Source organism: Paenibacillus baimaensis, from assembly GCF_025567575.1.
Window position 1 is genome coordinate 95,903 of sequence record NZ_JAOQIO010000022.1, and the last position, 23,964, is coordinate 119,866.

Annotated in this window: 17 protein-coding genes; all 17 read left to right on the forward strand. The window is 48.5% G+C overall.

Annotated elements, in window-relative coordinates; genetic code table 11:
• Nucleotides 1-4 precede the first annotated feature (4 nt).
• On the forward strand, nt 5-1,840 hold the full coding sequence (locus tag OB236_RS08955) for a cache domain-containing sensor histidine kinase (RefSeq protein WP_262683655.1): 1,836 nt from the start codon (nt 5-7) through the stop codon (nt 1,838-1,840).
• Nucleotides 1,841-1,937: 97 nt separating this feature from the next.
• On the forward strand, nt 1,938-3,299 hold the full coding sequence (locus OB236_RS08960) for an ABC transporter substrate-binding protein (RefSeq protein ID WP_262683656.1): 1,362 nt from the start codon (nt 1,938-1,940) through the stop codon (nt 3,297-3,299).
• 263 nt (nt 3,300-3,562) lie between these two features.
• Nucleotides 3,563-4,432: a carbohydrate ABC transporter permease gene (locus OB236_RS08965; RefSeq protein ID WP_076236190.1), complete on the forward strand. Its 870-nt coding sequence runs from the start codon at nt 3,563-3,565 to the stop codon at nt 4,430-4,432.
• Nucleotides 4,429-5,295 carry a carbohydrate ABC transporter permease gene (locus OB236_RS08970; protein WP_262683657.1) on the forward strand — a complete coding sequence of 289 codons (867 nt, stop codon included), beginning with the start codon at nt 4,429-4,431 and terminating at the stop codon, nt 5,293-5,295. The genes OB236_RS08965 and OB236_RS08970 overlap by 4 nt, the downstream gene beginning before the upstream one ends.
• 40 nt (nt 5,296-5,335) lie before the next feature.
• Complete coding sequence (locus tag OB236_RS08975; RefSeq protein WP_262683658.1) at nt 5,336-6,919, forward strand: response regulator transcription factor; 1,584 nt, start codon at nt 5,336-5,338, stop codon at nt 6,917-6,919.
• Nucleotides 6,920-6,938: 19 nt separating this feature from the next.
• A complete protein-coding gene (locus OB236_RS08980) occupies nt 6,939-8,699 on the forward strand; it encodes a glycoside hydrolase family protein (RefSeq protein ID WP_262683659.1) in 1,761 nt (586 codons plus the stop codon).
• A gap of 41 nt (nt 8,700-8,740) precedes the next feature.
• Entirely contained in the window at nt 8,741-9,421 is a 681-nt protein-coding gene (locus tag OB236_RS08985; protein ID WP_262683660.1) for an aspartate/glutamate racemase family protein, read from the forward strand.
• Nucleotides 9,422-9,446: 25 nt separating this feature from the next.
• Complete coding sequence (locus tag OB236_RS08990; RefSeq protein WP_262683661.1) at nt 9,447-10,706, forward strand: ribulose-bisphosphate carboxylase large subunit family protein; 1,260 nt, start codon at nt 9,447-9,449, stop codon at nt 10,704-10,706.
• Between the two features lie 6 nt (nt 10,707-10,712).
• Nucleotides 10,713-12,185 carry a four-carbon acid sugar kinase family protein gene (locus OB236_RS08995; RefSeq protein ID WP_262683662.1) on the forward strand — a complete coding sequence of 491 codons (1,473 nt, stop codon included), beginning with the start codon at nt 10,713-10,715 and terminating at the stop codon, nt 12,183-12,185.
• Nucleotides 12,186-12,422: 237 nt separating this feature from the next.
• Entirely contained in the window at nt 12,423-14,120 is a 1,698-nt protein-coding gene (locus tag OB236_RS09000) for an extracellular solute-binding protein (RefSeq protein ID WP_262683663.1), read from the forward strand.
• Between the two features lie 78 nt (nt 14,121-14,198).
• Nucleotides 14,199-15,092, forward strand: coding sequence for an ABC transporter permease (locus tag OB236_RS09005; protein WP_240420673.1), 894 nt, complete (start codon nt 14,199-14,201; stop codon nt 15,090-15,092).
• Nucleotides 15,093-15,107: 15 nt separating this feature from the next.
• A complete protein-coding gene (locus tag OB236_RS09010; protein WP_262683664.1) occupies nt 15,108-15,983 on the forward strand; it encodes a carbohydrate ABC transporter permease in 876 nt (291 codons plus the stop codon).
• Nucleotides 15,984-16,142: 159 nt separating this feature from the next.
• Nucleotides 16,143-17,870 carry a sensor histidine kinase gene (locus OB236_RS09015; protein WP_262683665.1) on the forward strand — a complete coding sequence of 576 codons (1,728 nt, stop codon included), beginning with the start codon at nt 16,143-16,145 and terminating at the stop codon, nt 17,868-17,870.
• Nucleotides 17,871-17,913: 43 nt separating this feature from the next.
• The gene (locus tag OB236_RS09020; protein ID WP_262683666.1) at nt 17,914-19,560 is read left to right on the forward strand and encodes a response regulator; all 1,647 of its coding nucleotides are present in this window, start codon (nt 17,914-17,916) and stop codon (nt 19,558-19,560) included.
• Nucleotides 19,561-19,670: 110 nt separating this feature from the next.
• Nucleotides 19,671-20,636, forward strand: coding sequence for a D-2-hydroxyacid dehydrogenase (locus OB236_RS09025; RefSeq protein WP_262683667.1), 966 nt, complete (start codon nt 19,671-19,673; stop codon nt 20,634-20,636).
• A 13-nt stretch (nt 20,637-20,649) separates the two neighbouring features.
• Entirely contained in the window at nt 20,650-22,710 is a 2,061-nt protein-coding gene (locus tag OB236_RS09030) for a family 10 glycosylhydrolase (protein ID WP_262683668.1), read from the forward strand.
• Nucleotides 22,707-23,777: a bifunctional phosphoglucose/phosphomannose isomerase gene (locus OB236_RS09035; RefSeq protein ID WP_262683669.1), complete on the forward strand. Its 1,071-nt coding sequence runs from the start codon at nt 22,707-22,709 to the stop codon at nt 23,775-23,777. The genes OB236_RS09030 and OB236_RS09035 overlap by 4 nt, the downstream gene beginning before the upstream one ends.
• Nucleotides 23,778-23,964: the final 187 nt, after the last annotated feature.

Here is a 23,964-nt window from a genome sequence, read left to right on the forward strand (position 1 = left end):
CACCATGCGCTTACATCTATCAAAAGGAATCCTGGGAGCAGCTCGTTCCTTATTTACGAGTATTCGGGTGACGCTGCACTTAAGTTACTTTGTCGTCATATTGCTCGGAATTACTTTGGTCGGAACCGTTTCCTTCTACGTCTCCTATCAATCGATGCTGGAGCGTGTGGAGTCGGCAAGCTTTCAGATTGTCAGGCAAATCGAGAAAAATATGGATAACGATTTTCAGAACAAACGAAATCTGCTGCTCGCTCCTTACTACAATCAGGAATATATAGATGGAATCAACGCTTACGCAACGATGGACGAGCAGGCCCAATTTCTGTTTCGACAAAAAATCGGTGACTTGTTTCTGAAAAGCTTCAACATTACCCCGATTCGCGATTTTAAGCGCTTTCAAATTTACTACAGCAGCGGCGAGCTTCTTAATGCATCAGATGCGTACAAAGCGATCGCTGCCAAGGATGTACAAAATGCCGATTGGTTTCGCCAAACGGTAGCTAAGGACGGACGTGTTCACTTTAATGCTCCGCTTACCAGCACGCCTGCAGAAACAGGGGAAGCTGCTTATTCTTCCTCGCTGCTGATTCGAGACTTCTCGAATCCGGTCAATTTTGTTATCGTGCGTGCGGAATACAATGATGAATTATTTCGCAGCATAGGCCAGAACGATAACCTGTCCGCCAGCAGCCGCATCGTTATTTTGAATGAGCATAATCAGCAGGTCTACAGTTCCTCTGAGCGTCCGGATACGGCATCAGAGCCAGGTATGCTGTCTCTTATTAACAGTGAAAGCGGCAAGTTCTGGTATGGAACCGGTCAAGAGGAAAGGCTGGTTGCTTACACACGATCCGATTATTCCAATTGGAAAGTGGTGCTGGTCACGCCGAAGAAAGAAATATTCGGACCGTTGGATCAAATCAAAACGACGACTCTGGTTACCGCATTGATTGCGTTTGTCGTAACCTTATGTATTTCTTTATTGTTTGGAAGAAGCATTACCAATCCGATTCTGGACTTATACAAAACCGTGAATCGGGTCAAAAGAGGCGATTTTTCAGTTCGTGTTCATGTGAAAAGAAGTGATGAAATCGGGCGAATTGCGACGAATTTCAATGATATGCAGGATGAACTGCAGACGTTGATTGAATCCAAATACATTTACCAGATCAAGCTGCAGCAGGTGGAACTGGCGATGCTGTACTCCCAGATCAACCCGCATTTTCTGTACAATACGCTGGATAGTATCAAAGCGATGGCTGATTATTACAAGGTTGAGGATATTGGGGACATGGCACAATCGCTTGCCGATATGTTTCGGTATAATACCAAAAGCAAGGATGAGGTTGTGACACTCCGTGATGAGCTGGAGCAGATTGATGCTTATATGAACATTCAGCGGACGCGGTTCGAGGATAAGCTAGCCTACGAGCTGGACATTGAAGAGGAGCTGTATACGTTTGCTATTCTCAAAATGACGCTGCAGCCTCTGGTGGAAAACGCCGTCTTTTATGGAGTGGAGCAAAAGCTTGGCAAAAGCACGATCCGAATCACTGCCCGCAAAGAGGATAACCATATGCTGCTGACGATTAGCGACGATGGCGTAGGGATGAGTGGGGAGCGTTTACAAGAAATCTATGCCAGATTGGGCGAACCCTTCTATATGGAGCATCTTCCGGTCGCAGCATCCGAGGGTGGTATTGGGCTCAGGAATGTGTATGCTCGTTATGCGATCAGGCTGGGTGACCAATTTGAGTTCCAAATCGATAGTCAAGCTGGACATGGAACCTCGGTGACACTCAAGCTGTCAGCGGAAAATTCACTTACCAAACCTCAGTAAGAATATTCAACATTAATGGTCGAAATCATGGATATGGCTTTGGAAAGCGTTTGCATATAATCAAGTTGTAAGCGATTCCTTGAGGAGGTCTAAATAAATGAACAAGAAGAAAACGGTGGTTTCGTTGTTGGCGTTCTGTATGACGGCAGCGGCTTTGGCCGGTTGTGGATCAAGTAATACAGCAGCCCCAGCGGTCGACACTAAGAAAGCGGATACAGGAGCGGCACCTGCGGCGACAGAGCCAGCGAAGAAAAAAGATCCCGTTACCCTGACATTTGTCATCGCGAATACGGTCGATGCTGCGCCTTTCAACAAAATTTTTGAAGCCTACCAAAAGCAAACCGGCAACAAAGTCGAGCTGCAAGCGCTGCCGGGCGGCGAATTCGATAACATGATGAAAACCCGATTTTCCACAGGTGATTTTCCCGATCTGTTCCTGATGCAGCCGGGTACGAAGCAGAATGTTAAATTGAGAGCGGAAGAAACACTACAGGAGTGGTCAGGCAGTGCTGATATATGGGATCGGATTATTCCTTCGATGAAAGAATTTCAAACGACTCCTGACAAAAAGATTTACGGAGTTCCCTTTGGAGCCACGGGAATGATGGGCATTTACTACAATAAAGATGTGTTCAAAAAAGTAGGGGTTGAAGCGCCCAAAAACTACGCCGATTTGATCGACATAGCGAAGAAAATCAAAGGCGCCGGAATTACTCCTTTCTATGAGGGTGTGAAGGACGGATGGCCGCCGCAAATCTTTTACTTTACCGGTTGGGTGTCCAACGTAGACCCTGTTATTGGCGATGCAGGTGTCCAAAAGCTGGAGAAAAACGAACTGAATCTTGCTGACATACCTGAGCTGAAGGACTTGTTCGCCAAGCAAAAGGAACTGAAGGATTTGGGTCTGTATCAGGACAACGTACTGGCTGGGACCTATGATGAGCTGCAAAATGGAATGGGTGACGGCAAAGTAGGGATGGCTTTTATGCTGGATGGCATCATTCCGCAGCTGGAAAAGAAGTTCGGCAAGCCCTTCGTCACGGATAAAATCGGGTTCTTCCCATTCCCATCGGCTAAGGATGCAGGTACTGCGTTAATCACGCCTCCGAACCAGCTGATGATTCCGACCAAAGCCAAAAATGCCAAGGAAGCAGCCGAGCTGATTAAATTCATGATTTCACCCGATATGGTTAACCTGTATTACCAAGCGGCACCTGGTATTCCTATTTTCAAAGGCGCCAAAAGCGAGCTGTATCCGGTTCAGCAAACGGTTAACGATCTGATTGCTGCTGGCAAATCGAAGGTGAATGTTCAGAACCGTCTGACGCCTACCTTTGCTGATTTCCAAAAAACGCTTCAAACCTTCTTTATTAATGGCAGTGTCGATGGGGCTATCAAGGAATTTGATGCTAATTATAAGAAGGATGGCAAAGCCAAGCGCCTTCCTGGATTTGAGTAAGAGAGGGTGAGTAGGTGAATGCGATCTGCTGCGCGACCATAGTGTTCCTACGATCGCTGTTGTTCAAGGATTTCCCTATTAGTTAAATGATGATGGGGTGGAATTCCTTGAACAAAGGCGAACGCTGCCGCTTCTCCAGAACACTACGGCCGCTCCGCTTCTTATTCACCAGAGATTTAGTTAGGGGTAGAGGGAAGTTCAAAAGGTCTTAAGCAAATGTTGACAAAGTAAATTTTCTTCAAAAATTTTGAGGAGGTGAAGACATGGGGAAAAATAAGTATCCACTCTATTTTTCATTTCCTGCGCTCGCTGTTTTCCTGTTATTTTTTATTACACCAACTATAATCGGGTTTTATTACAGCTTTACCGATTGGAATATCAATGCGCCGAACATCAAATTTATCGGCTTGGATAATTATAAAGAGCTGATGAAGGAGCCGAGATTGGCAACGGCTTTCTCCAATACGTTGATTTTTGCGGCGGTAGTCACGGTGATGCAGAACGTTATCGGTTTAGGTCTGGCTTTGATTTTGAATGAGGCACTGAAGCTGCGCAATTTGCTGAGGATGATATTTTTCCTGCCTTACGTGATCGCGCCTCTTGTTATCGGCTATATTTTTCGTGCCATTTATCATCCTGAACATGGTATTGTGAACGTGGTGTTGAAGAGTACGGGGCTTGGGTTCCTCTCGCACGATTGGCTGAATGATCCAAGCTACGCTTTGTTTTCCATTATCGTGACCGATCTTTGGCGTGTTGCTGGATTCTCGATGGTTGTTTACTTGGCAGGGCTGCAGTTTATTCCGAAAGATCTGATTGAAAGCTCGTCCATTGACGGTGCTAATTATTGGAGACGTTTCCGCAATATCGTATTTCCGCTGCTGGCTCCTGCCTTTACCGTCAATGTGCTGCTTTCGATGATCGGCTCGATGAAGGTATTCGAAATGGTCATGGTGCTGACCGAGGGTGGCCCCGGTTATACGACGGAAGTGTTCTTCACTTATATACGAGGGATGTTCAGTACTGGTGAGTTCGGTTATGCTACGGCGATCAACATTATGCTGTTCCTGCTGGTAAGTGCTGTGGGAATACCTGTGCTCGCTGTGATGAAGAAAAGGGAGGTGGAGATGTGATCACAGAACAAGCTGTACAGAGGCAAATGGTCAAAAGCTATAAGCCTAAGCGGCGTCTGGGACTGATTGTGCTTGAATTGGTGGCGATTGCTTTGGCGCTGCTTATTCTGATCCCTTTTCTGATGATTCTGGTCAATTCGTTCAAGGGTATACGTGAATCCGCCTTGTTCGCACTATCGCTTCCTACGGTTTGGCAGTTCGATAATTATAAGGAAGTGTTTAATCAAGGCCATATCATGCGTGGATTTTCCAACAGCTTGTTGATTTCTGGTCTTACCGTGGTGTGTGTCAATATATTTGCCTCCATGGCGGCGTTTATTATTCAGCGGAGAGACTCCAAGTTTTTGCGCGGCTCCTTCTATATGTTCATTATGGGCTTAATTGTGCCAGTGTCGATCATACCGACCATCAAGCTGATGGGCGATCTGCATATCAAAGGAACTTATTTTAGTTTGATTATGTATTACACGGCTGTATTGCTGCCCTTCTCGGTATTTCTCTTGGTCGGATTTATGAAATCCATTCCGCGGGAGCTTGATGAAGCGGCGCTGCTGGAGGGCTGTGGCTATTTCCGACTGTATGCCCAAATCATTCTGCCGCTGCTGATGACCGTGCTGGTCACGGTTACGATTGTGGTGATGGTCTCGGTATGGAACGATTTTTTTGGACCCTTTTACTTAATGACGGACAGTACGAAGTGGACCTTGGTGCTTTCGATCTTTAATTTTGTTACGATGTTCAGTACGAATTGGGGTGTTGTGTTCGCCTTTATGGTTATTGTTGTAGCTCCCATATTGGTCATATACCTGCTGCTGCAAAGATATATTATCGACGGATTAACGGCGGGGTCTATGAAAGGGTAATCGGATTCAAATTACTTTTACTTAGAAAGGAGGTCCAGCCATGTGGAAAGTCGTGATTGTCGACGATGAGCGTTGGATCCGTAGAGGGCTGATTCAATCGATTCCATGGGATCAATTTGGACTCGAACTTGTGGGAGAGGCGGGAGATGGTCAGGAGGCGTATACGATCGCGCTTGAACAGAAGCCGGACCTTCTGTTCCTGGATATGAGGATGCCAGGCTTGGATGGTAAAGAGCTGATTGCTATGCTGAATCGCGATATGCCTGAGCTCCTGACCGTTGTGGTCAGCGGATATTCGGACTTTGAATATACGAAGGAGGCCATTCGTCATAAGGCTTTCGATTATTTATTAAAACCGGTCAAGAAGGAGGAACTCGCTGCGCTGCTGGAAAAAGCAACTTCTGAATTAGCCAAACGTGAGAACGAGAAGCGACAATCTTCTCTGGATCATAGGGAGGATTGGCTGCAGCGAATTTTGTTTCAAGCGGATGCCGAAGGCGGAATGCCTGATGATCAGGAGCACTCACAGCTTCCTAAAGAGTGGACAACAGGTGAATCCTTTGTGCTTGTAGGGCAGCCGGATATATACCGGGAGTGCTCGGAGCAAGCGAAGCTTTTGCAGCCACTTCGGGAGCAGTTGAATCGAATTCGGCCGTTCCTGTTTGGAGGACGCTGGAACTATGTCGTAACGACGGCTCCTGATGGTTCCAGGGAATTGGTGATGATCATCGCAGGAGCGCGCTTACAGCAAGAGGAGATCGTGAAGCTCAATCTGTCGCTTCAGACGGTATTGAAGCAGGCGGATCACCATGGCTACAGCTTTGGTATTAGTGAAAAAAGAACAAATCTTCAGCACCTGAGGGAAGCCTATTTGGAAGCCAAACTTACTTTAAAGAACAAAAGCTTGAGCGCGGCTGGAACCATTCTCTTTACAGGGCATGATTCCGTGTCTTCAACAGACCTGTACCCGCAAGAAAAAGAAAACGCTTTTTTACTATCGCTCCATCTGGGCAATAAAGAAGCAGCCGGACAGGAGTTCGAACAGCTGTTTACTGCATTTAGTAAAGATACGATGACCGTGGATCATATGCAGCGGAGTGCTATTTTACTTATCCACTCTATTGAAAAACAGCTGAGAGCCACAGATACAAGACTGCAGGAGGTATGTGGCAAAAATCCGCTGATGTACACGGAAATCATTCAGCACCGCAATGATGCAGCTTCGGTCAAGTCGATTTTTGACAATGAAATCCTTCCTCATGTGCTGACTTATTATTCACGCTCGGGTGAGAAGCAGGGGGAGAAGGTGGTTCGGGAGGTGCAAAAATTAATTGAGGCCCATTATGACCAGCCACTTTCACTGCATCAGATAGCCACTAGTCACTACATGAATACCGATTACTTAAGCCGTTTGTTCAAAAAAACGACCGGTCACAACTTTGTTGATTATTTGATGGATATCCGGATTAACAAATCCAAGGAGCTTATGAAGCTATCGAAATATAAAAATTATGAGATCGCTCAAATGGTTGGCTACGAGGATTATCGCTATTTCAGTCAAATTTTCAAGAAAAAAACCGGGATGACGATTGGTGACTACCGAATATTAGCCGAAATTACTTAAAGACAGGGAGAGAACAACTGTGGACACTGTTAAAAACGATAATCTGAACAGGGATGATCATAAACGATGGATCCCGGATACGCTTATGCTGGAGGAACGTGCGCGAGCTGCCATTAATGCGATGGTAGGCATGGCCGATAGCGATCATAATTACATTCCCTTTTTCGGAGCGGATTTGATGAATAAACCGTCAAAAATGTCGCACGGAGATTGGGATTACGGTTCCTCACATGGCAGAATGATTGACGGACTGATCCTTGCCCGCCATATGTCAGGTGAAACCTTCGGTGCAGAGGTGGAGGCACGTTATCGGGACAATCTGCTATCTTTCTTCAAGGAAGACGGGATGAGCTATCGCCAAATCAATCCGACCCGAAATTGGGAGCCGAACGCCAATCTGATCGATCAACGCGCAGTTATTTTATCGTTGACGACCTGGTTTATGGAAACAGGCGATGTGGCGGTTAAGGAGGCGGCGGATCGACACGTAGCTGCATTAAAGCGGATTGCGATCAAGGAGCGTGATGTCTGGTACTACCCCGCTTCAGAGTATAAAGAAACCGGTTGGCCTTCTGCCAACGGTATCCAGCTGCGGCTGGCGCCGGATCCTGCTGCCTTTTGCGGACGGCTGGTGATGCCGCTCTTAAAATATCACGAGCTGACGGGCAACCAGGATGCATTTGATTTATGTCAATTTTTTACAGCTCTTATTATCGAGCGTAGCGGTGTCTTCAATCAGGATGGCAGCTTTAATGATTCGCTCGCTTATCGCAGCGGTCATTTTCACACACGTATCGGTACTTTGGATGCGATAGCGCGGTTTGGCGCTTTTACCGGAGATGCGGCAATGATCAGCTGGGTGAAAAAGTGCTACGATTGGGCGCTGACCAAATCCACAGCCTTCGGCTGGACGCCAGGAGATTTGCATGAGCAAGCCTACGAGCACGAAACCTGCTCATTGGTCGATTTGATCGCTACCGGAATTACGCTGGCGAAGAGCGGTTATGTGGAGTATTGGGGTGTGGTCGAGAGATTCCTGCGCAACCATTTGGCGGAATCGCAGTTATTGGATCTGGATTGGGTAGAGGATTCTGATGATCAATCCAACGATATTCATGCTCATACCACTTATTTCCAAGTAGGTAAACGTACCAGAGGAGCGTTCGCCGGTTATTCAGCACCGAATGATTTTGTCTGTGATGTGAATGAGGGCCGGGGACATACAAGTGATTTGCAAATATGCTGCCTCGGATCGGGTACACGGGGGCTATTCATGGGCTGGAGCAACAGCGTGACGGAGAAGAATGGGACGGTCAGCATCAATTTCCTGTTGAACCGGGGTTCCAAATGGCTCGATGTCAGCAGTTACCTGCCGCATGAGGGTAAAGTCGTTATTGATGTTCATATGGATATCCCACGGCTATTGATTCGGATTCCAGAATGGGCCGGTTTTACGAAAATTCGGTTTACCCGCAGCCTTGATGGTGTTGAAACGGAAGGTAAAGGCAATGAGGAGAGCAGATGGGTGAACAAGCATTTCCTGGTTCTCGGACCCGCTGCGGCTGGAGAGACCATCACGGTGACGTTCCCGCTCAGCTATCGCCGTACGCTGGAAAATGCAGTCGGACAAACGTTCGAGACGCAGTGGCGCGGCGATGATGTCGTCGGTATTACACCGCAAGGAACGAAGAAGCCATTGTACAGCGGGCGTAAAGTATATAATGAAGCGCCTATGCGCGAGGGTGACTACCGTCGGCTGGATAACGAATTTGTGTGGTAACCCTTAATGTAAAAAATAACCTGTTGTGGAGGCATATCGATATGAAAACCGTAGTAGCTGTATATACCGGTCAAGGGCTGGCCGATCCGCTGAAGGCGGTATTTAAAGAGCTTCTGCCGGACGTTCGGCTAGTTAATATCATCGACGACAGTCTGATTGGTGATGTCGTGAAGGCAGGCCATGTGCCACCAGGCGTAGCGCGAAGATTGGTGCAATATTTTCATCATGGGGAAGAGATGGGAGCGGATGTTATTCTGAATACTTGCTCCTCTGTAGGTGAAGTAGCCGATGATGCTCGACGTTTGATTGGTGTGCCAATTGTGAAGATTGATGAGTCGATGGCGGCCAAAGCAGCTCTCAGTTACGAGCGTATTGGGGTATTGGCTACACTGCCGTCGACCTTGGAGCCGACAATGCGGTTGATTCGCAAGCAAGCGGACCTGGCAGGTAAACAGGTTACATTGGTTAATGGACTAGCCGACGGTGCATTCGATGCGCTGGTAGGTGGACGTCCCGAGGAGCATGACAGGATTTTGCTGGAAACGGCCAAGCGGATCGCGGCTGAAGCGGACGTTCTTGTGCTGGCACAGGGCTCAATGGCTAGAATGGAGAGGACACTTGCCGAAGTGACCGGTAAGCCCGTTTTGTCTTCGCCGCGAATGGGTGTTGAAGCAGTAAAAGCTATACTGGCAGCAGCTGAGGCAGCCGAACCTACTGCATAGAGATTTGAGTATTGGAGGTGCACCATTGAATCAGGAACGAGTGATAGCCACATATTTGGTAGAAACCCCTTATTCGTTGGAGCGCGCTGCGGCGACTATTGCGGGAGAGCAATCCACTGGTACCTTTACAGCGGTACCAGGAGAAACAGATGAGTTGAAGGCGCGATATGGGGCAACGGTAGAGCGGATCGAAGCTTTGGGGGAGATGGATACGCCTTCCTTGCCTGGTGCGAAAATTCCTGTTCAGCATGACGGGCGATTTCGCCGCGGCATCATTACCGTATCGTTTCCGCTCCATAATTTTGGCCCATCCATTCCGAATCTGCTGTCCGCTGTAGCAGGGAATTTATATGAGCTTCAAGAGCTGTCGGGTCTTCGACTGATGGATCTTGAGCTGCCGGAGGCATTCACGTCACGTTATCCAGGTCCTAAATTCGGTATTGCAGGGACACGAAGGCTGACAGGTGTCTATGACCGACCTATTCTTGGGACGATTGTAAAACCAAGCATAGGTTTAACCACCGAACAGCTGTCCATCTTGGTCGGCAAGATGGCAGAAGCGGGAATGGATTTTATCAAGGATGATGAATTAAATGCCAATCCCCCTTTCGCTCCCATAGAGCATAAGGTAAAGGCAGTCATGGAAGCAGTGGAGCGTGCAGCGGATGTCACGGGAAAGAAGCTGATGTATGCCTTCAATATTACGGGTGATTATGATGAGCTGCGTCGCAATCATGATCTGGTCGTGAAGGCAGGAGGCAACTGTGTGATGGTCAGCATACTTAGTGTAGGGCTCTCTGGTCTTGCTGCTCTGAACAGCTATAGCGAGGTTCCCATACATGGTCACCGTAACCAGTGGGGGATGCTGACGCGCTGCCCGTTATTGGGTATTGAATTCACGGCCTACCAAAAGCTGTGCCGACTTGCCGGTGCGGATCACCTGCATGTTAATGGTTTAAACAGTAAGTTTTATGAAAGCAACGAATCGGTTACTCGTTCCATTCATGCTTGTACAACCCCAATTCTTGGCGGGTACACAACGATGCCAGTAGTCTCATCCATGCAATGGGCGGGAACGGCTCCTGTAACCTACAGTGCTGTGGGTTCAGTTGATGTGATGCATCTGGCTGGTGGGGGAATGCTGGCCCACCCCGACGGTCCAGCAGCCGGTTTTGAAAGTATGAAGCTGGGCTGGGAGGCGGCTGTACAGGGGATTCCACTTGAATTGTATGCCCAGCAGCATCCAGCCCTGCAGCATGCAATCGATAAGTATGGGAAAGGTTGACCTGAGATGCAGACAAATCCTAATGAACGTAAAGTGGGTCAAGCTCAATCTGAGTGCTTGAATGTACAATCAACAATGGATGTGGAACCAATCCTATCTCGCTCACAGGTCAAGCGTTTGCTCTGCTACTATGGAGACGATTTTACAGGATCAACAGATGTTCTTGAGTCTTTGTTTCAGACGGGTCTCAGAACGGTATTGTTCCTGGAACCCCCTACAGAAACTATGCTGAGTGAACAGTTTCGGAACGTACAATGCTTTGGAGTAGCCGGTGTAGGGAGATCGCTATCGCCTGAAGCGATGGACCGCGAGCTGCGTCCGCTGCTGGAGACGCTTAAAAGCGCGGGAGCTGCTGTCACTCACTATAAAATCTGTTCCACCTTCGATTCATCACCCGATACAGGAAGTATCGGTAAGGCAGCAGAAATAGGTAAGGATGTGTTCCGCAGTCGTTATATACCTCTACTCGCGGGTGTTCCTTATTTGCGAAGGTACACGATATTTGGCAATCATTTTGCAGCAGCTGGAGATACCGTACACAGACTGGACCGTCATCCTACGATGTCACAGCATCCTGTGACACCGATGGCAGAGGCTGATCTAAGGAAGCATTTATCAAAGCAGACCCTGCTAAAAACCTCGCTGTTTGATCTAATGGCCTTGGACGGAATCTATGAAAAGGTGGAACAAAGGCTGCATAACCTGGTTCACGATGAACAGCCGGATCTTGTTCTCTTTGATGTGCTGGATGAGTCAAGGCTGGAGACAACAGGCCGATTAATCTGGGCTGAAGCAGCCAAAGCAGATGACGGATTATTCGTAATCGGTTCCTCAGGTGTCGAATACGCACTTGGCGCCTGCTGGCAGGCAGATGGGCTCATTGCTGCATCGATTGGAAAACATGTAGCGACTGGAGAAGTTGAACAATTACTGGTTGTATCAGGCAGTTGTTCACCTGTAACTGAGAAACAGATCCGTTTGGCTATGGAAACGGGCTTTGTCGGCATACAGGTTCCGGTTCATGATCTGATCCAGCCAGATCGGACAGCAGCAGCACTCGCAAAGCTGGAACATGAAGCTCATAAGGCGATAACAGATAGGAAAAGCGTAATCTTGTATACCGCTGCAGGTCCGACTGATGACAGCATCGCTATGATCCGTGAAGCGCTTATGAAGCAGGGGTTAAAAGCTGAGGACAGTGGCCGTATATTAGGAAGTGCACTTGGTGTGCTAACCCGCAAGTTAGCTGCCGAGCTTGGGCTTTCCCGAATCCTGATTGCAGGTGGCGATACCTCCGGTTATATTACTCGTGAGCTTGGTATCTATGCATTGGAATGCAAGGCAGTGCTTGATCCGGGAGCTCCATTATGTATAGCTTATTCCCATGATCCGCAGTTTGACGGATTGGAGCTGGTGCTTAAAGGAGGCCAGGTCGGTGGTGAGCATTTCTTTGAGAAGGTCAGGCAAGGAAGTAGTTAAGAAGTAAGCAGCAACATAAGCGAATCCTAGAGAGCTCCCGTGTATCGGGGGCTTTTTCATGCTTAAAAGTCCCATTAACATGCCTCAGTCCACTACTGGGGCATGTTTCAGTTTCCTTGGATTTGCTCGAATTTAAGCAATTGTGGTATCACCTTAAAATTTTTGTATATATTCACCCGACCCTCTGATTTACAATAAAAGTAAGCCAAATATTTGTACAGTAGGGGGAAGAATAACATGTTCATGTCACATAAAAATTATGTGCTCACGGGTACGGTATTAAGCATGGCGTTGGCGGTCGCAGGTTGTGCGGATGGTAAAAGCGAAACGACAGGAGCAGCTGCCAAGGTAGTTAATGGAAAATATGATCCTGCAATTACAATTTCAACAGCACGTGTGCTGGATCCGAATGTGAAGTTTAAACCGGGCGAAACGATTGAGGATAATGTGCACACCCGATGGATGGCGGATAAAATGGGGATTCAAGTCAAACATACATTTGTCGTGAACAATGATAAGGATTTCAATACCAAGCTGCGTCTGCTGCTGGCCGGAAGCGATCCGCTGCCTGATGTTTTTCAAGTGAGCGATCCGACGCTGATAAGCGAATTAATCCAGTCCGGCAAGGTGATGGCTGTAGATGAGGCAATTGCCAAATATGCTCCGCAAAATATCAAGGATTTGTATGCCAAATATCCAGATGGATTTAATATGTTTAAAAGCAGTGGCAAGACGTACGGAATCCCGATGTATGAGAGCCTGACCGGCGGCACCATATTTTGGGTACGGCAGGATTGGTTGAAAAAATTAAATCTGCCTGATCCCAAAACGATCGATGATATGGACAAAGTGTTTGACGCCTTTACGAATCAGGACCCGGATGGAAACGGCAAGAAGGATACATTCGGTCTCGCGCTTTCCATGCTGGATCGGGTCAATGGAACGAGAGCAACAGTCGATTGGGTATTCGGCGCTTATGGTAACAACATGCCCTTTCAATGGACCAAGGATAAGGACGGTAATTTGATGTATGGCTCTATTCAGCCGTCTGTTAAGCAAGCGCTTTCAAAGATTCGTGACTGGATGGCCAAGGGCTATATCGATCCGGAAGCGGGCATTAAAGACAAGAACAAAGCAACCGAAAGCTTCGTCAACGGCTCTGCCGGCTTGGTTGCCGGTGAGTATCATATGTATCCGAATCCGCTGCTGGATACGACGAAAAACAATCCACAGGCAGAATTCAAGCCGCTTTATCTTCCTGCAGGTCCAACGGGCAATATAGGAAGAGTCGAGACACCGATGGTGAAGCGAGGAATTCTATTCAATAAGGACTTCAAGCATATCGATGCGTGGTTTGCTTATTACCAGAAGATGTTCGAATACCAGTTTTTCGTCAAGGATTCGGAGTTCTATCTTGGCAATCACGAAGGCTATGATTATGTGATGAAGGATGGCAAGCCGGTTTACCAGCAGTTCGAGCAGGCAGGTATTCCTAAGGACAAATGGCCGCTGCCCGATGGCAAAACACCGATTGAAGCCAAAGCCTATGCTTCGCTAATCGGTGGAACGAATTTAAATCGGCCCTATTCATACGATGAGGGTATCCTCAAATTTGCCAACGATCCCAAGGCGACACCTGCCAATCCTATCGAGGACAGCATCAAGGACCGCGTGCCTGTGCATCAATTAGCAGGGAAAATCAGGGTGGAGCAGAACAAATTCGATCTGGCGAATGAGTTTAAAGGCGCACCAACCAAAACGATGCGGACCAAGCTGGAGCTTCTCGAAAAAATGGAAAAGGAAACCTTTACCCAAATTATATATGGCAAGCTGCCGGTCGAAGCCTTCGATAAATTTGTATCGGACTGGAAAGCAAGCGGAGGCGATGAGATTACCAAAGAAGTCAACGAGTGGTACAAATCGCTGAAAAAATAGGAGGGCAGGCATATGAGCGAGCTGATCCGTCCGATCACGGATACACAGACTGCGGCTGCCAGAAAAAACTCCAAATTCATCTCCTATTTTAAAAGAACCTGGAGCTTTCACCTGCTGCTGCTGCCTGCACTAATCGTGGTCATCATATATCAATATATCCCGATGCTCGGCATCGTCATAGCTTTTAAAGAATACAAGCCTTGGCTGGGCATCATAAATTCCGAATGGGTGGGGCTGGATCATTTCAAATATTTATTCACCTATCCCGACAGCGTACAGGTCATTATCAATACAATCGTGATTTCGACGCTGAAGATCAGTACCAATATCTTGATTCCCTTTATATTTGCTCTCCTGCTGAATGAGGTCCGCAAGACGTATTTCAAGCGAGCGGTACAAACGCTCGTGTATCTGCCGCATTTTTTATCATGGGTTATTCTTGGAGGGATATTGATTGATGTGCTCTCGGTAAAGGACGGAATTGTGAACCATGTGGTGCAGCTGCTTGGGTTTCAGCCGATTTTCTTTCTGGGAGACGGGGATTGGTTCCGGGTTACGGTTATCGTCAGCGATGTATGGAAGGATTTTGGGTTCTCGGCGATCGTGTATTTGGCCGCATTAAGCGGAATCAATCCAGCCTTGTACGAGGCTGCTGAGGTGGATGGAGCCAACCGCTGGGAGCAAACGATTCATATTACCGTACCTTCCGTGCTGCCGATTGTCGCCGTTGTCACGACATTGGCGCTCGGCAAAATTCTCGACGGCGGCTTTGATCAAATATTTAATCTCTATAATCCGCTGGTATATAACAAAGGCGATATTATTGACACCTTCGTCTATCGTGTCGGGCTTGTCGGTGGACAATTCAGCTTTGCCTCGGCTGTCGGTTTGTTCAAATCGCTGATCGGTTTTATACTTGTTGTCGTTTCATACCGGTTGGCCTACAAATTTGCCAACTATCGAATATTCTGAAGCGGGTGAGCTGCTATGTATCGATCGATGCCGTATACAGTGTTTTCTTATTGCAACTACGCCTGCTTGTTCATCCTGAGCGCGCTTTGCGTTCTTCCGTTGATTCATGTTTTGGCGATTTCGTTAAGCTCCAGCGCTGCTGCGACCGGTAATATTGTCACCTTTTGGCCGGTTCATTTTACGTTCGAAGCGTATACGGAGACGCTTGGCAACAGCAACTTCCTCCATGCTTTATGGATAGGCATCAAGCGGGTCGTACTGGGCACGTCGCTGTCCATGCTGCTGGTTGTGCTGGCGGCCTATCCACTGTCCAAGGAAGAATCGCGGTTTCAAGGGCGCACGTTCTATGCCTGGCTGTTCGTCTTTACGATGCTGTTCCATGCAGGCTTGATTCCGACTTATCTGGTAGTCAAGGGAACCGGCCTGATGAATACGATCTGGGCGCTGGTACTGCCCGGAGCCGTGAGCATCTGGAATCTGATTCTGATGCTGAACTTCTTCCGTGCGATTCCCAAGGAGCTGGAGGAGGCGGCATTGATGGACGGCGCCAGCCATTTGCGGATTCTGTTCTTGATTTATTTGCCGATCTCGATGCCGGCGGTGGCGACGCTCTCTTTATTTGCGATGGTGACCCATTGGAATGCCTGGTTTGACGGGATGATTTATTTGTCCAATGCCAGTGATTATCCGATATCGACCTTTTTACGATCGATTATTGTTTCCGAGAATTTCTCGGTACTCGGTCTTACCGAGGATGAGATCAAAAACATATCGCCACGGACCGTGAAGGCCTCCCAGGTGTTTATCGGCGCGCTGCCTATTTTACTGGTATATCCGTTTCTACAGCGTTACTTTGTTAAGGGAGTTATTCTCGGGTCCGTCAAGGAATAAAACAATAGCGTGCATAGATACCTGACCTGACACCTCATTCCGTTTCTAAATCCCTGTGTGCCTGTATCCTGACCTGCTGAAAAAAGGGTTGTGCATTGCGGGGACAGCTCTGTACAATATGGGTATCATTGGATAATAGGTGATGGGGTGCTTCATGTCATGGTGAAAAACTTGAGTATTTTCAGCAAAATCATGATCATTGTATGTTTGCTGCTGATTCCGCTGCTGCTGTTGTTCGCTTATTCGAATCAGGTGAGCACGAATGTCGTGAAATCGGAAATTGAGAAATCGAATGTGAACCGTCTTTCCTTTTTTTTGAATCAGATGGATACGAACGCGGATCAGCTGGCCAAGGTAGCTTTTACATTGGGTAGAGAACCGGAGGCGGTCAAGTTCCAGTCGATTCATTTGTCCTACGAGTTGTTCGATTCGATTCAGATTCGCCAAACGCTGCTGGAAAAAATCAATCTGCAAAGCGCCTCCTACAGCTGGACGAATAAGCTGTCGATCTACTCACCGGCTTTGAAGCAGCTGGTTTCGACGAATGCCCTGGAAAATTATGATTTAAGCTATTTTCAGAAAAATATGTCACCCGACTGGGTTTATCGTCCTCACACGGGTGGCAGCGAGCAGCCGAACTATTTTTACCGATATTCGACCGATCCGTCACTGCTGTTTGGCGACCTCAGTCAGGTGAATGTCATCATTGAGGTGGCTTTTGCAGCCCGCAATATCGAGCTGATGCTGGACCAATTCAAAGCGGGCAGCGTCGGGGAACCGTTTTTCTTTCATGAGGGCTATGATCCGATCATGAATTCCACGGCAAACCGGCAAACTGTCTCGGAGCTGGCCGCACTACTCAAAGGTGATAAGCTGCAGCGGTCGGGCAGCAGGACTGTGGAGATGAATGGAATCAAATATATGCTGAGTTATGCCAAATCCAGCTCCCTGGATTGGTACCTGGTTGACGTGGTGCCGCTGGAGAGCGTACTGGCACCGATTACGACGAGCCGCAATTTGTTCTACATCACGATCTCGATGCTGCTGCTGACGAGTATTATGGCTTCCTACCTGTTATTTAAAAATGTTCAGGTTCCGATAACCCGCTTGATTGGAAGCGTAAACAATCTGAAACGGGGAAACTTCTCGACACGGATAACGCTGAAGGCAAGCCGCGAATTCATGATTTTATTCAATCATTTCAACAGCATGGCCGAGCAAATTCAGGATTTGGTGGAAAAGGTGCTGCGGGAGAAAATCAGGGTGCGGGACGCGACGCTGAAGCAGCTGCAATCACAGATTAATCCGCATTTTTTGTATAACAGCCTGGCTTTTATCCAGAGCATGGCTCAGTTGGAAAACAAGCAGGCGATCATTGCCATGACACAGCATTTGAGTAAATATTACCGTTATGCAACCCATATTGAGCATCAGGAGGTTACACTGGAGAATGAATTGAATCTAATTGTCAATTATTTGGAAATTCACAAGCTGCAAACCCGCAGATTGGAGTATGTGCTGGATGTTCCGGAGGAGATGAAGGCGAGTATCATTCCGCGGCTGCTTGTCCAGCCAATTGTAGAGAATGCCATCGTTCACGGTATTGAATGCAAGTCGGGAATCGGAACGATCCGAATTTCCGGTTATGCTACCGAAACAGAGCACACTCTGATCATCGAAGATAGCGGAATCGGCAGCAGTCCGGAAGAGATTGCACAGATGAATGAAAGGTTTGAAAGAGGGCTGGATGAAGAGCTTGGACATGGCATGTGGAACGTGCATCAGCGGCTGAGGCATCAATTCGGGGGAGGCTCAGGCCTGCACATTTCCGCTTCAAAGCTGGGTGGCTGGAAGGTTGCGCTTACGATGAAAGTACGGATAAGCTGATTCGTTTCCTTGTTTAGAACATACTCGCAGCGGAGGGTTGCATATGCAGTTGCTGATTGTTGACGATCATCCGGCCCAGGTCGATAGTATGGCTCAGACGATTCCTTGGTGTGATTACGGAGTCAAAGCGGTCTATAAGGCTTATTCGGCTAAGGAAGCGCTGGAAACGATCCGAGCCCAATCCATTGATATCCTGATTACCGATATTCGCATGCCCGATATGAACGGTCTGGAGCTTATCCAAAGCGTAAGGTCTATATCTGAGAAAATCCGCTGTGTACTGATGTCCGGATACAGTGACTTTGAATATGCCAAGCAGGCTATTCAATTTAAGACCGCAGGTTATTTGATGAAGCCGGTTGATACCGGGGAATTGACAGCTCTAATCGAGCAAATCTGCGGCGAGCTGCGGGAGGAGTGGAATGTGAAGGAGGTATACCACAATGCGATGTATACCTTGCGTGAGAACATTCCTTTTCTGCGTTCCCAATTATTAATGGACCTGCTGCAGGGCAGGGAAATCGCGCGTCCCGTGTTATGCAAGAAAATGAGAGCGCTGGAGCTGCCTTTTGATTGCGAGGATTATGTGTGCATGATGGTCATCCGGATGGATGAGGAGAGCGCTGTGGAGGATGAAGTCAAGCTGTCCCTTTTGGAATATGCGATTACGAATATGGCCGAGGAGGTGTTTCGTGAAACCTTCCATCTCTGGCACTGCAAGGACATCAATGGACATCTGGTTTTTCTGGTCAGCCTCAATCAGGAGCAGCTGGAAAAACCACTTCATGAGCAGACGTATGAGCAGTACCGGCTGCAGCTGGCAGCGGATATCGGGGAGCTGCAGAAGAAAACGAGAACCTATCTGAAGCGTAAAATATCGGTCCTGTTAGTCAACCGCTGGGTGCGTCTGTCCGAGCAGATTGTCCCCCTATATCATTGCGCCATTGCGGGAATCCGTAAGCATATCGGCAGTGAGCAGCAGTTTTTTGCTGTTGTTACTGATGATGCCGAGACGATCCGTATAGGCTCGCTGCATTCCCTGTATGAGCCGCCCATGCTGCTGCATGTATTGGAGATAGGACGCTGGGATATGGCGGAGGAGCGGCTGGAGCTGGTTTTTAAGGAGCTGGATGCAAAGTGGAGGGAATCACCGGAGTATTTGAGCGAGGCCTTTTTCTTCATCGCCGGCACTTTTATGCACATCTCACATAAGAACGGGCGGCAGCTGCAAAACATGATAGGTCATTACGGGCAGAAGCTGCAGCAGAACCGCACCTTTCGTCCTTTTCATTCGCTTGCACAGTTACGCGAGTGGGTATTCGATGTGTTCGCGTTGCTTCAAAATGACCTGAAAAAGCAGCAGAAGGACCCCAAATTGACCGTTGTTGAACGGATTCAGGCCTATATTGAGCAGCATATGGATGGTGACGCCTCGCTGCAGGCGATTGCCGATCATGTCGCCTTGCATCCGGCGTATTTGTCCAAGATGTACAAGGTCGAGACCGGTATCGGGATTAGCGATTACGTGATGAAGGTCAAGATGGAGAAGGCCGTCGAGCTGCTGCGCAACAAGCATGAGAAAATTTACAACATCGCGAGCCAATTGGGCTATCAGACACCGCATTATTTTATCCGGGTGTTCAAGAAATATTATGGAGTCACACCGCAGGAGTTCAAGCTGAGCCAATAGGAAGGCCGCACAAATAAAGTGGTATCATCTTAAATCTTTTGTATAGGTATCTCATTGCAAACGCTTTAAACTGAACAAGTAAGCTTAGCCATTTTTAAGGAGGAAGCCCTATGAAATTAGTATCCACCTACCCGTTCGACTCTGGACAGGTTACCGAAATGAACAGTAAGGGAATCGAAGTCACACTGTTTAAAGGAGAACAGGAGCTTATCGACTCCGATGCCTATACGGACGCGGATATCATCATTGCCAATCACCGAACGCTGCAGCAGGACTTTCTGGAGAAATGCGACAGGGTGAAGTGGGTGCAGGTAGCCCATATCGGTATCGAGCGTCTGCCGATGGATTATTTAAAGGAACGTGGTGTTATCGTAATCAATGCCCGTGGTTCGATGGGATTGCCGATTGCCGAGGATATTATGACCAAGATGCTGATGCTGGCTAGAAACAGCGTCAAAGGCGTCAAAAACCAGCTCGAGCATACATGGGGACGTATTGGCCCCTTTATAAATCTGTCCGGGAAAACGGCCGGTATTATCGGAGCCGGGGATGTCGGAACGGAAACGGCGATTCGCGCCCGCGCCTTCGGTATGAAGGTAATCGGCGTCAATACGGCCGGCAATCCACTGCCTGAATTCGACCGGATGTACAAGCAAGCGCAGCTGAATGAGGTGATTGTGCAGAGCGACTTTATTATACTGACGCTGCCGCTAACAGACGCATCGCTTAATTTGTTGGATGAGGAGCAGTTCAGGCTGATGAAGCCGAGTGCATTTATTATTAATATTTCGCGTGGGGCGCTGATCAACGAAGAAATTTTATTCGATTATTTGAAAAACAACAAGATTGCCGGAGCCGGACTGGATGTGTTCGTTGAAGAATTCAAGCTCGGGAAGCTGCCGGCCAAAAGTCCGTTCTGGGAGCTGGACAACGTCATCATCACTCCGCACTGCGCAGGCGGCGGGGATCAATTCCACGCCCGATTCAGCCAGGGATTCATGCATAATCTCGACTTGTTCCTTACTGGCAGGACAGACGAGATGATCAATATCCGTCAATTCGGAAAAGGCTACTAAGGAGGCTATACCCATGGCATCATGGTGGTCCGGCAATCAGCTGCGGCTTATCCAGAATAATCTTCGTGAAACCGATGCGAATCTTGATGTGGATCTGCTGATCAGCGACCTGAAGAAGCTATCTACCAATGTGCTGATGATGAATGCAGGCGGTATTGTCGCCTTTTACCCGACCCGGCTTGAATATCATTACAGAGCCGCCAATCAGCAGAAGGATTTGCTCAAGGAAGCGATTGATAAGGCGCATGCGGCAGACATGAGGTTCATTGCCCGGTTTGATTTCAGCAAAGCGCACGAAAGCCTGTTCAATAAACGGCCGGAGTGGTTTTACCGTACCAAGGCAGGCAAGGAAGTCAACTACCACGGTATCGTCCATACGTGCATCAACGGATACTACCAGCGTGAATACTCGCTGCAGTTGATCAACGAGGTTATTTCCCAATACGAAGTGGACGGTATCTTCTTCAATATGTTCGGCTATCAGACCCGCGATTACAGCGGTTATGATTACGGCATCTGCTTCTGCGACAGCTGCAGAACCCGCTTCCGCGAGTGGAGCGGTCTGGAGCTTCCCGAAACGCAAAGCCTGGATGATCCCGTGTTCCGCAGGTACAAAGTGTTCCAGGATGTGACAACGAAGGAAATGCTGGAGCGGATTCATGAGTTGGTAACAAGCACAGGCAAAGATATTGCGATCTCGACCTATAACGAGCATAAGGTCGATATTGTCCGAAAGGAATCGAATACGGATAACAGGCGTCCGCACCCGTTATGGCTGTATTCAGCATCGGAAAATGTAAAATCGCTGGAGGATTCGTGGGAGGATAAGCTGATCAGCAACTGCTGTATCAATGCGATTGATCTGGTACATAGATTCACAGCGGTTTCCAAGCATGAGATGAGCATCCGTTTAAGGGAAAGCCTCGCCAGCGGCTCGGGCCTGGACTTTTGCATTATCGGGGTGTTTGAGGATTACCCGGACCGTGAGAATCTGCCGATCGTTGCCGAAATTTTCAAATACCATAAGGACCATGAAGCTTATTATGGCAGCTTTCTGTCCGCTGCGGATGTTGCGCTGATCAAGCCGGGCGGACCAGCACCCAAAAGCATGAAGGAATACTCAGGCCTGTTCAAGATGCTCAAGGAGCAGCATATCGTGTTTGATGTGATTCATCAAAATAATTTGCTGAATCAACGAGACAGCCTGCAGGGCTACAAGGCTCTGATCATCCCCGACATTGCCGAATTTTCCGAGGAGGGACTGCAGCTGCTGGAGACGCTTTATCAGGAAGGAGTACAGCTCATCAGTACGGGATGCTCCTTTACCGAGGGAGCGGCCAACCTATCTTTTATGCAGCGTGTATTCGATCTAAAGCCCGGGCAGGTACAGGTGTACGAACGGGACGCCGCCTATTTGAAAACTGCCGATAAAGGACTGTTTAAAAGCTTTTCGGAGCGGGACTGGATCTTTTTGAAAGGGACGTTTCAGGAGCTTGAATTCGGACCGCATACGCTGCCGCAGCTGCCTTTTGTCATCCCCTCAACCTTCGGCCCGCCGGAGCGTGCATCGGGACATCTGATTTCTGACAAAAGCTTTGGAGCCTCGATCCGTACGGATAATCCGGTCAGCGGAGGCAAGAACTGCTTCCGCAGAGCCGTTTACCTGCCATGGCAGGCCGGGGAGCTGTACTACAGGTATGGCTTTGCCGATCATAAGCACATTGTGCTCGATATATTGGACAATATGCTGGACCAGCGCTGGAGGCTGACGACCAACGCTCCGTCCAATGTGGAGGTGTTCTTCAATAAGCTTGATGATCAAACCTATATCCTGCATGTGCTAAACCTATCCGGCTTTAATGGGATGACGTATTCCGAGCCGCTTCCAGTCTATAGGCTGGAGATCACGCTACATGATATAGGGCATTGCAGCCAATTGACAAGCTTAACGGAGCAGGTTGAAGCCACCTATGCCATGTCCAACGGAAAGATAGTGATTCAACTGCCGGAGCTGCAGGAGTTTGCCGCCATCGTTGTGAAGATTGAAGAAACGCCAAAGGAGATCGTGGTATGAAAATCAATTTGGATCAATCCGATACGCTGCTTCAGCTCGATAAAACCCAATTGTTCGAGGCAACAGCCCATTATTCCAGCTGGATAGCAGATGGGTATGCCCAGGCCAAGGCGCTTGAAGTCAAGGCGCTGTCCGGCAAGGTAGATGAAATCGTGATGTGCAGTGTCGGCGGCGGGCCTGTAGCCAGTCTCGTTCAGTTGAAGTCGCTGCTGTTCGATGAAATCAAGGTTCCGATTATTCTTTCGCAAGCGTATTCAATGCCTGCTTATGTCGATGCCGATTCGATTGTCTTCATCGTCAACTATTCCGGTGGTTCGGAGGAGGTTATCAGCGCCTACCGACATGCGATCACAACCGGGGCGACGATTATTGTACTGACTGCAGGTGGGAAGGCGAGGGAGCTTGCCGAGCAGAATGGACATTTGCTGTTCCAGCTGCCAGCGGGCAGGCAGCCGCGAATGATCTCGACCAGCCATGTTCTTGTTCCGATGCTCGTTATTCTGCATCGGCTGGGGCTGATCTCCGATCCCGATCAGGGGATTGCCGAAACGATCCGTTTGATCGAGCAATTGACGCCGGCCTATGCGCCGCAGGCCGCACTGGCCGACAATGAAGCCAAACAGATTGCTACTGAAATGGATGGGCTGATTCCTGTGGTATATGGCACGCTGCCGTTTACGGATGCTTCTACGGTGCGCTTCAAGAACCAACTGGCTGAGGTCAGCAAGGTGATGGCTTTCAGCAACGCGATGTCGGGGCTTCATCACGATGAAGCTAACGGTTGGGATGCGGACAGCGCGATGCTGAGGCAGTTCCATTTTACCCTGATCCATGACCGGGAGGATACAGAGCCTATGGGAAGAAGGCTGCGGGCGACCCGGGAGGTGCTGGCCTCACGGGCGGGTGCTGTGCGCGTCATCACTTCCGTGGGTGAGAGCCGATTGGCGCGGATGTGCTCGCTGGTTTATCTGATCGATCATGTCACGCTGTATCTCGCATTTATACGCGGGGTTCATCCGTCGCAAGGTGAGGCATTAAACGAGTTTAGAGCCAGGTTCAACAGCTAAGCCGGTCGTCCCTGTACAGCATGGCAGTCCATCTAGTAAAGGCCCTGGATTTGTCGGCAGTTGGATTCATCACAACAAATAATCCATCTACATGAATCTTAAGGATAACGCAAGTTCAATATGGCAGCGGCAGTCTCGGACTTTTTTCGTCCAAGACTGCCGCTGCTTCTTTTATTTTAGTTAAAGC

Bases quoted from the DNA above. Each gene is read 5' to 3' on its own strand.
- OB236_RS08955 (WP_262683655.1), top strand. From the start codon at position 5: ATGCGCTTACATCTATCAAAAGGAATCCTGGGAGCAGCTCGTTCCTTA.
- OB236_RS08960 (WP_262683656.1), top strand. From the start codon at position 1,938: ATGAACAAGAAGAAAACGGTGGTTTCGTTGTTGGCGTTCTGTATGACG.
- OB236_RS08965 (WP_076236190.1), top strand. From the start codon at position 3,563: ATGGGGAAAAATAAGTATCCACTCTATTTTTCATTTCCTGCGCTCGCT.
- OB236_RS08975 (WP_262683658.1), top strand. From the start codon at position 5,336: ATGTGGAAAGTCGTGATTGTCGACGATGAGCGTTGGATCCGTAGAGGG.
- OB236_RS08985 (WP_262683660.1), top strand. From the start codon at position 8,741: ATGAAAACCGTAGTAGCTGTATATACCGGTCAAGGGCTGGCCGATCCG.
- OB236_RS08995 (WP_262683662.1), top strand. From the start codon at position 10,713: ATGCAGACAAATCCTAATGAACGTAAAGTGGGTCAAGCTCAATCTGAG.
- OB236_RS09000 (WP_262683663.1), top strand. From the start codon at position 12,423: ATGTTCATGTCACATAAAAATTATGTGCTCACGGGTACGGTATTAAGC.
- OB236_RS09010 (WP_262683664.1), top strand. From the start codon at position 15,108: ATGTATCGATCGATGCCGTATACAGTGTTTTCTTATTGCAACTACGCC.
- OB236_RS09015 (WP_262683665.1), top strand. From the start codon at position 16,143: ATGGTGAAAAACTTGAGTATTTTCAGCAAAATCATGATCATTGTATGT.
- OB236_RS09020 (WP_262683666.1), top strand. From the start codon at position 17,914: ATGCAGTTGCTGATTGTTGACGATCATCCGGCCCAGGTCGATAGTATG.
- OB236_RS09025 (WP_262683667.1), top strand. From the start codon at position 19,671: ATGAAATTAGTATCCACCTACCCGTTCGACTCTGGACAGGTTACCGAA.
- OB236_RS09030 (WP_262683668.1), top strand. From the start codon at position 20,650: ATGGCATCATGGTGGTCCGGCAATCAGCTGCGGCTTATCCAGAATAAT.
- OB236_RS09035 (WP_262683669.1), top strand. From the start codon at position 22,707: ATGAAAATCAATTTGGATCAATCCGATACGCTGCTTCAGCTCGATAAA.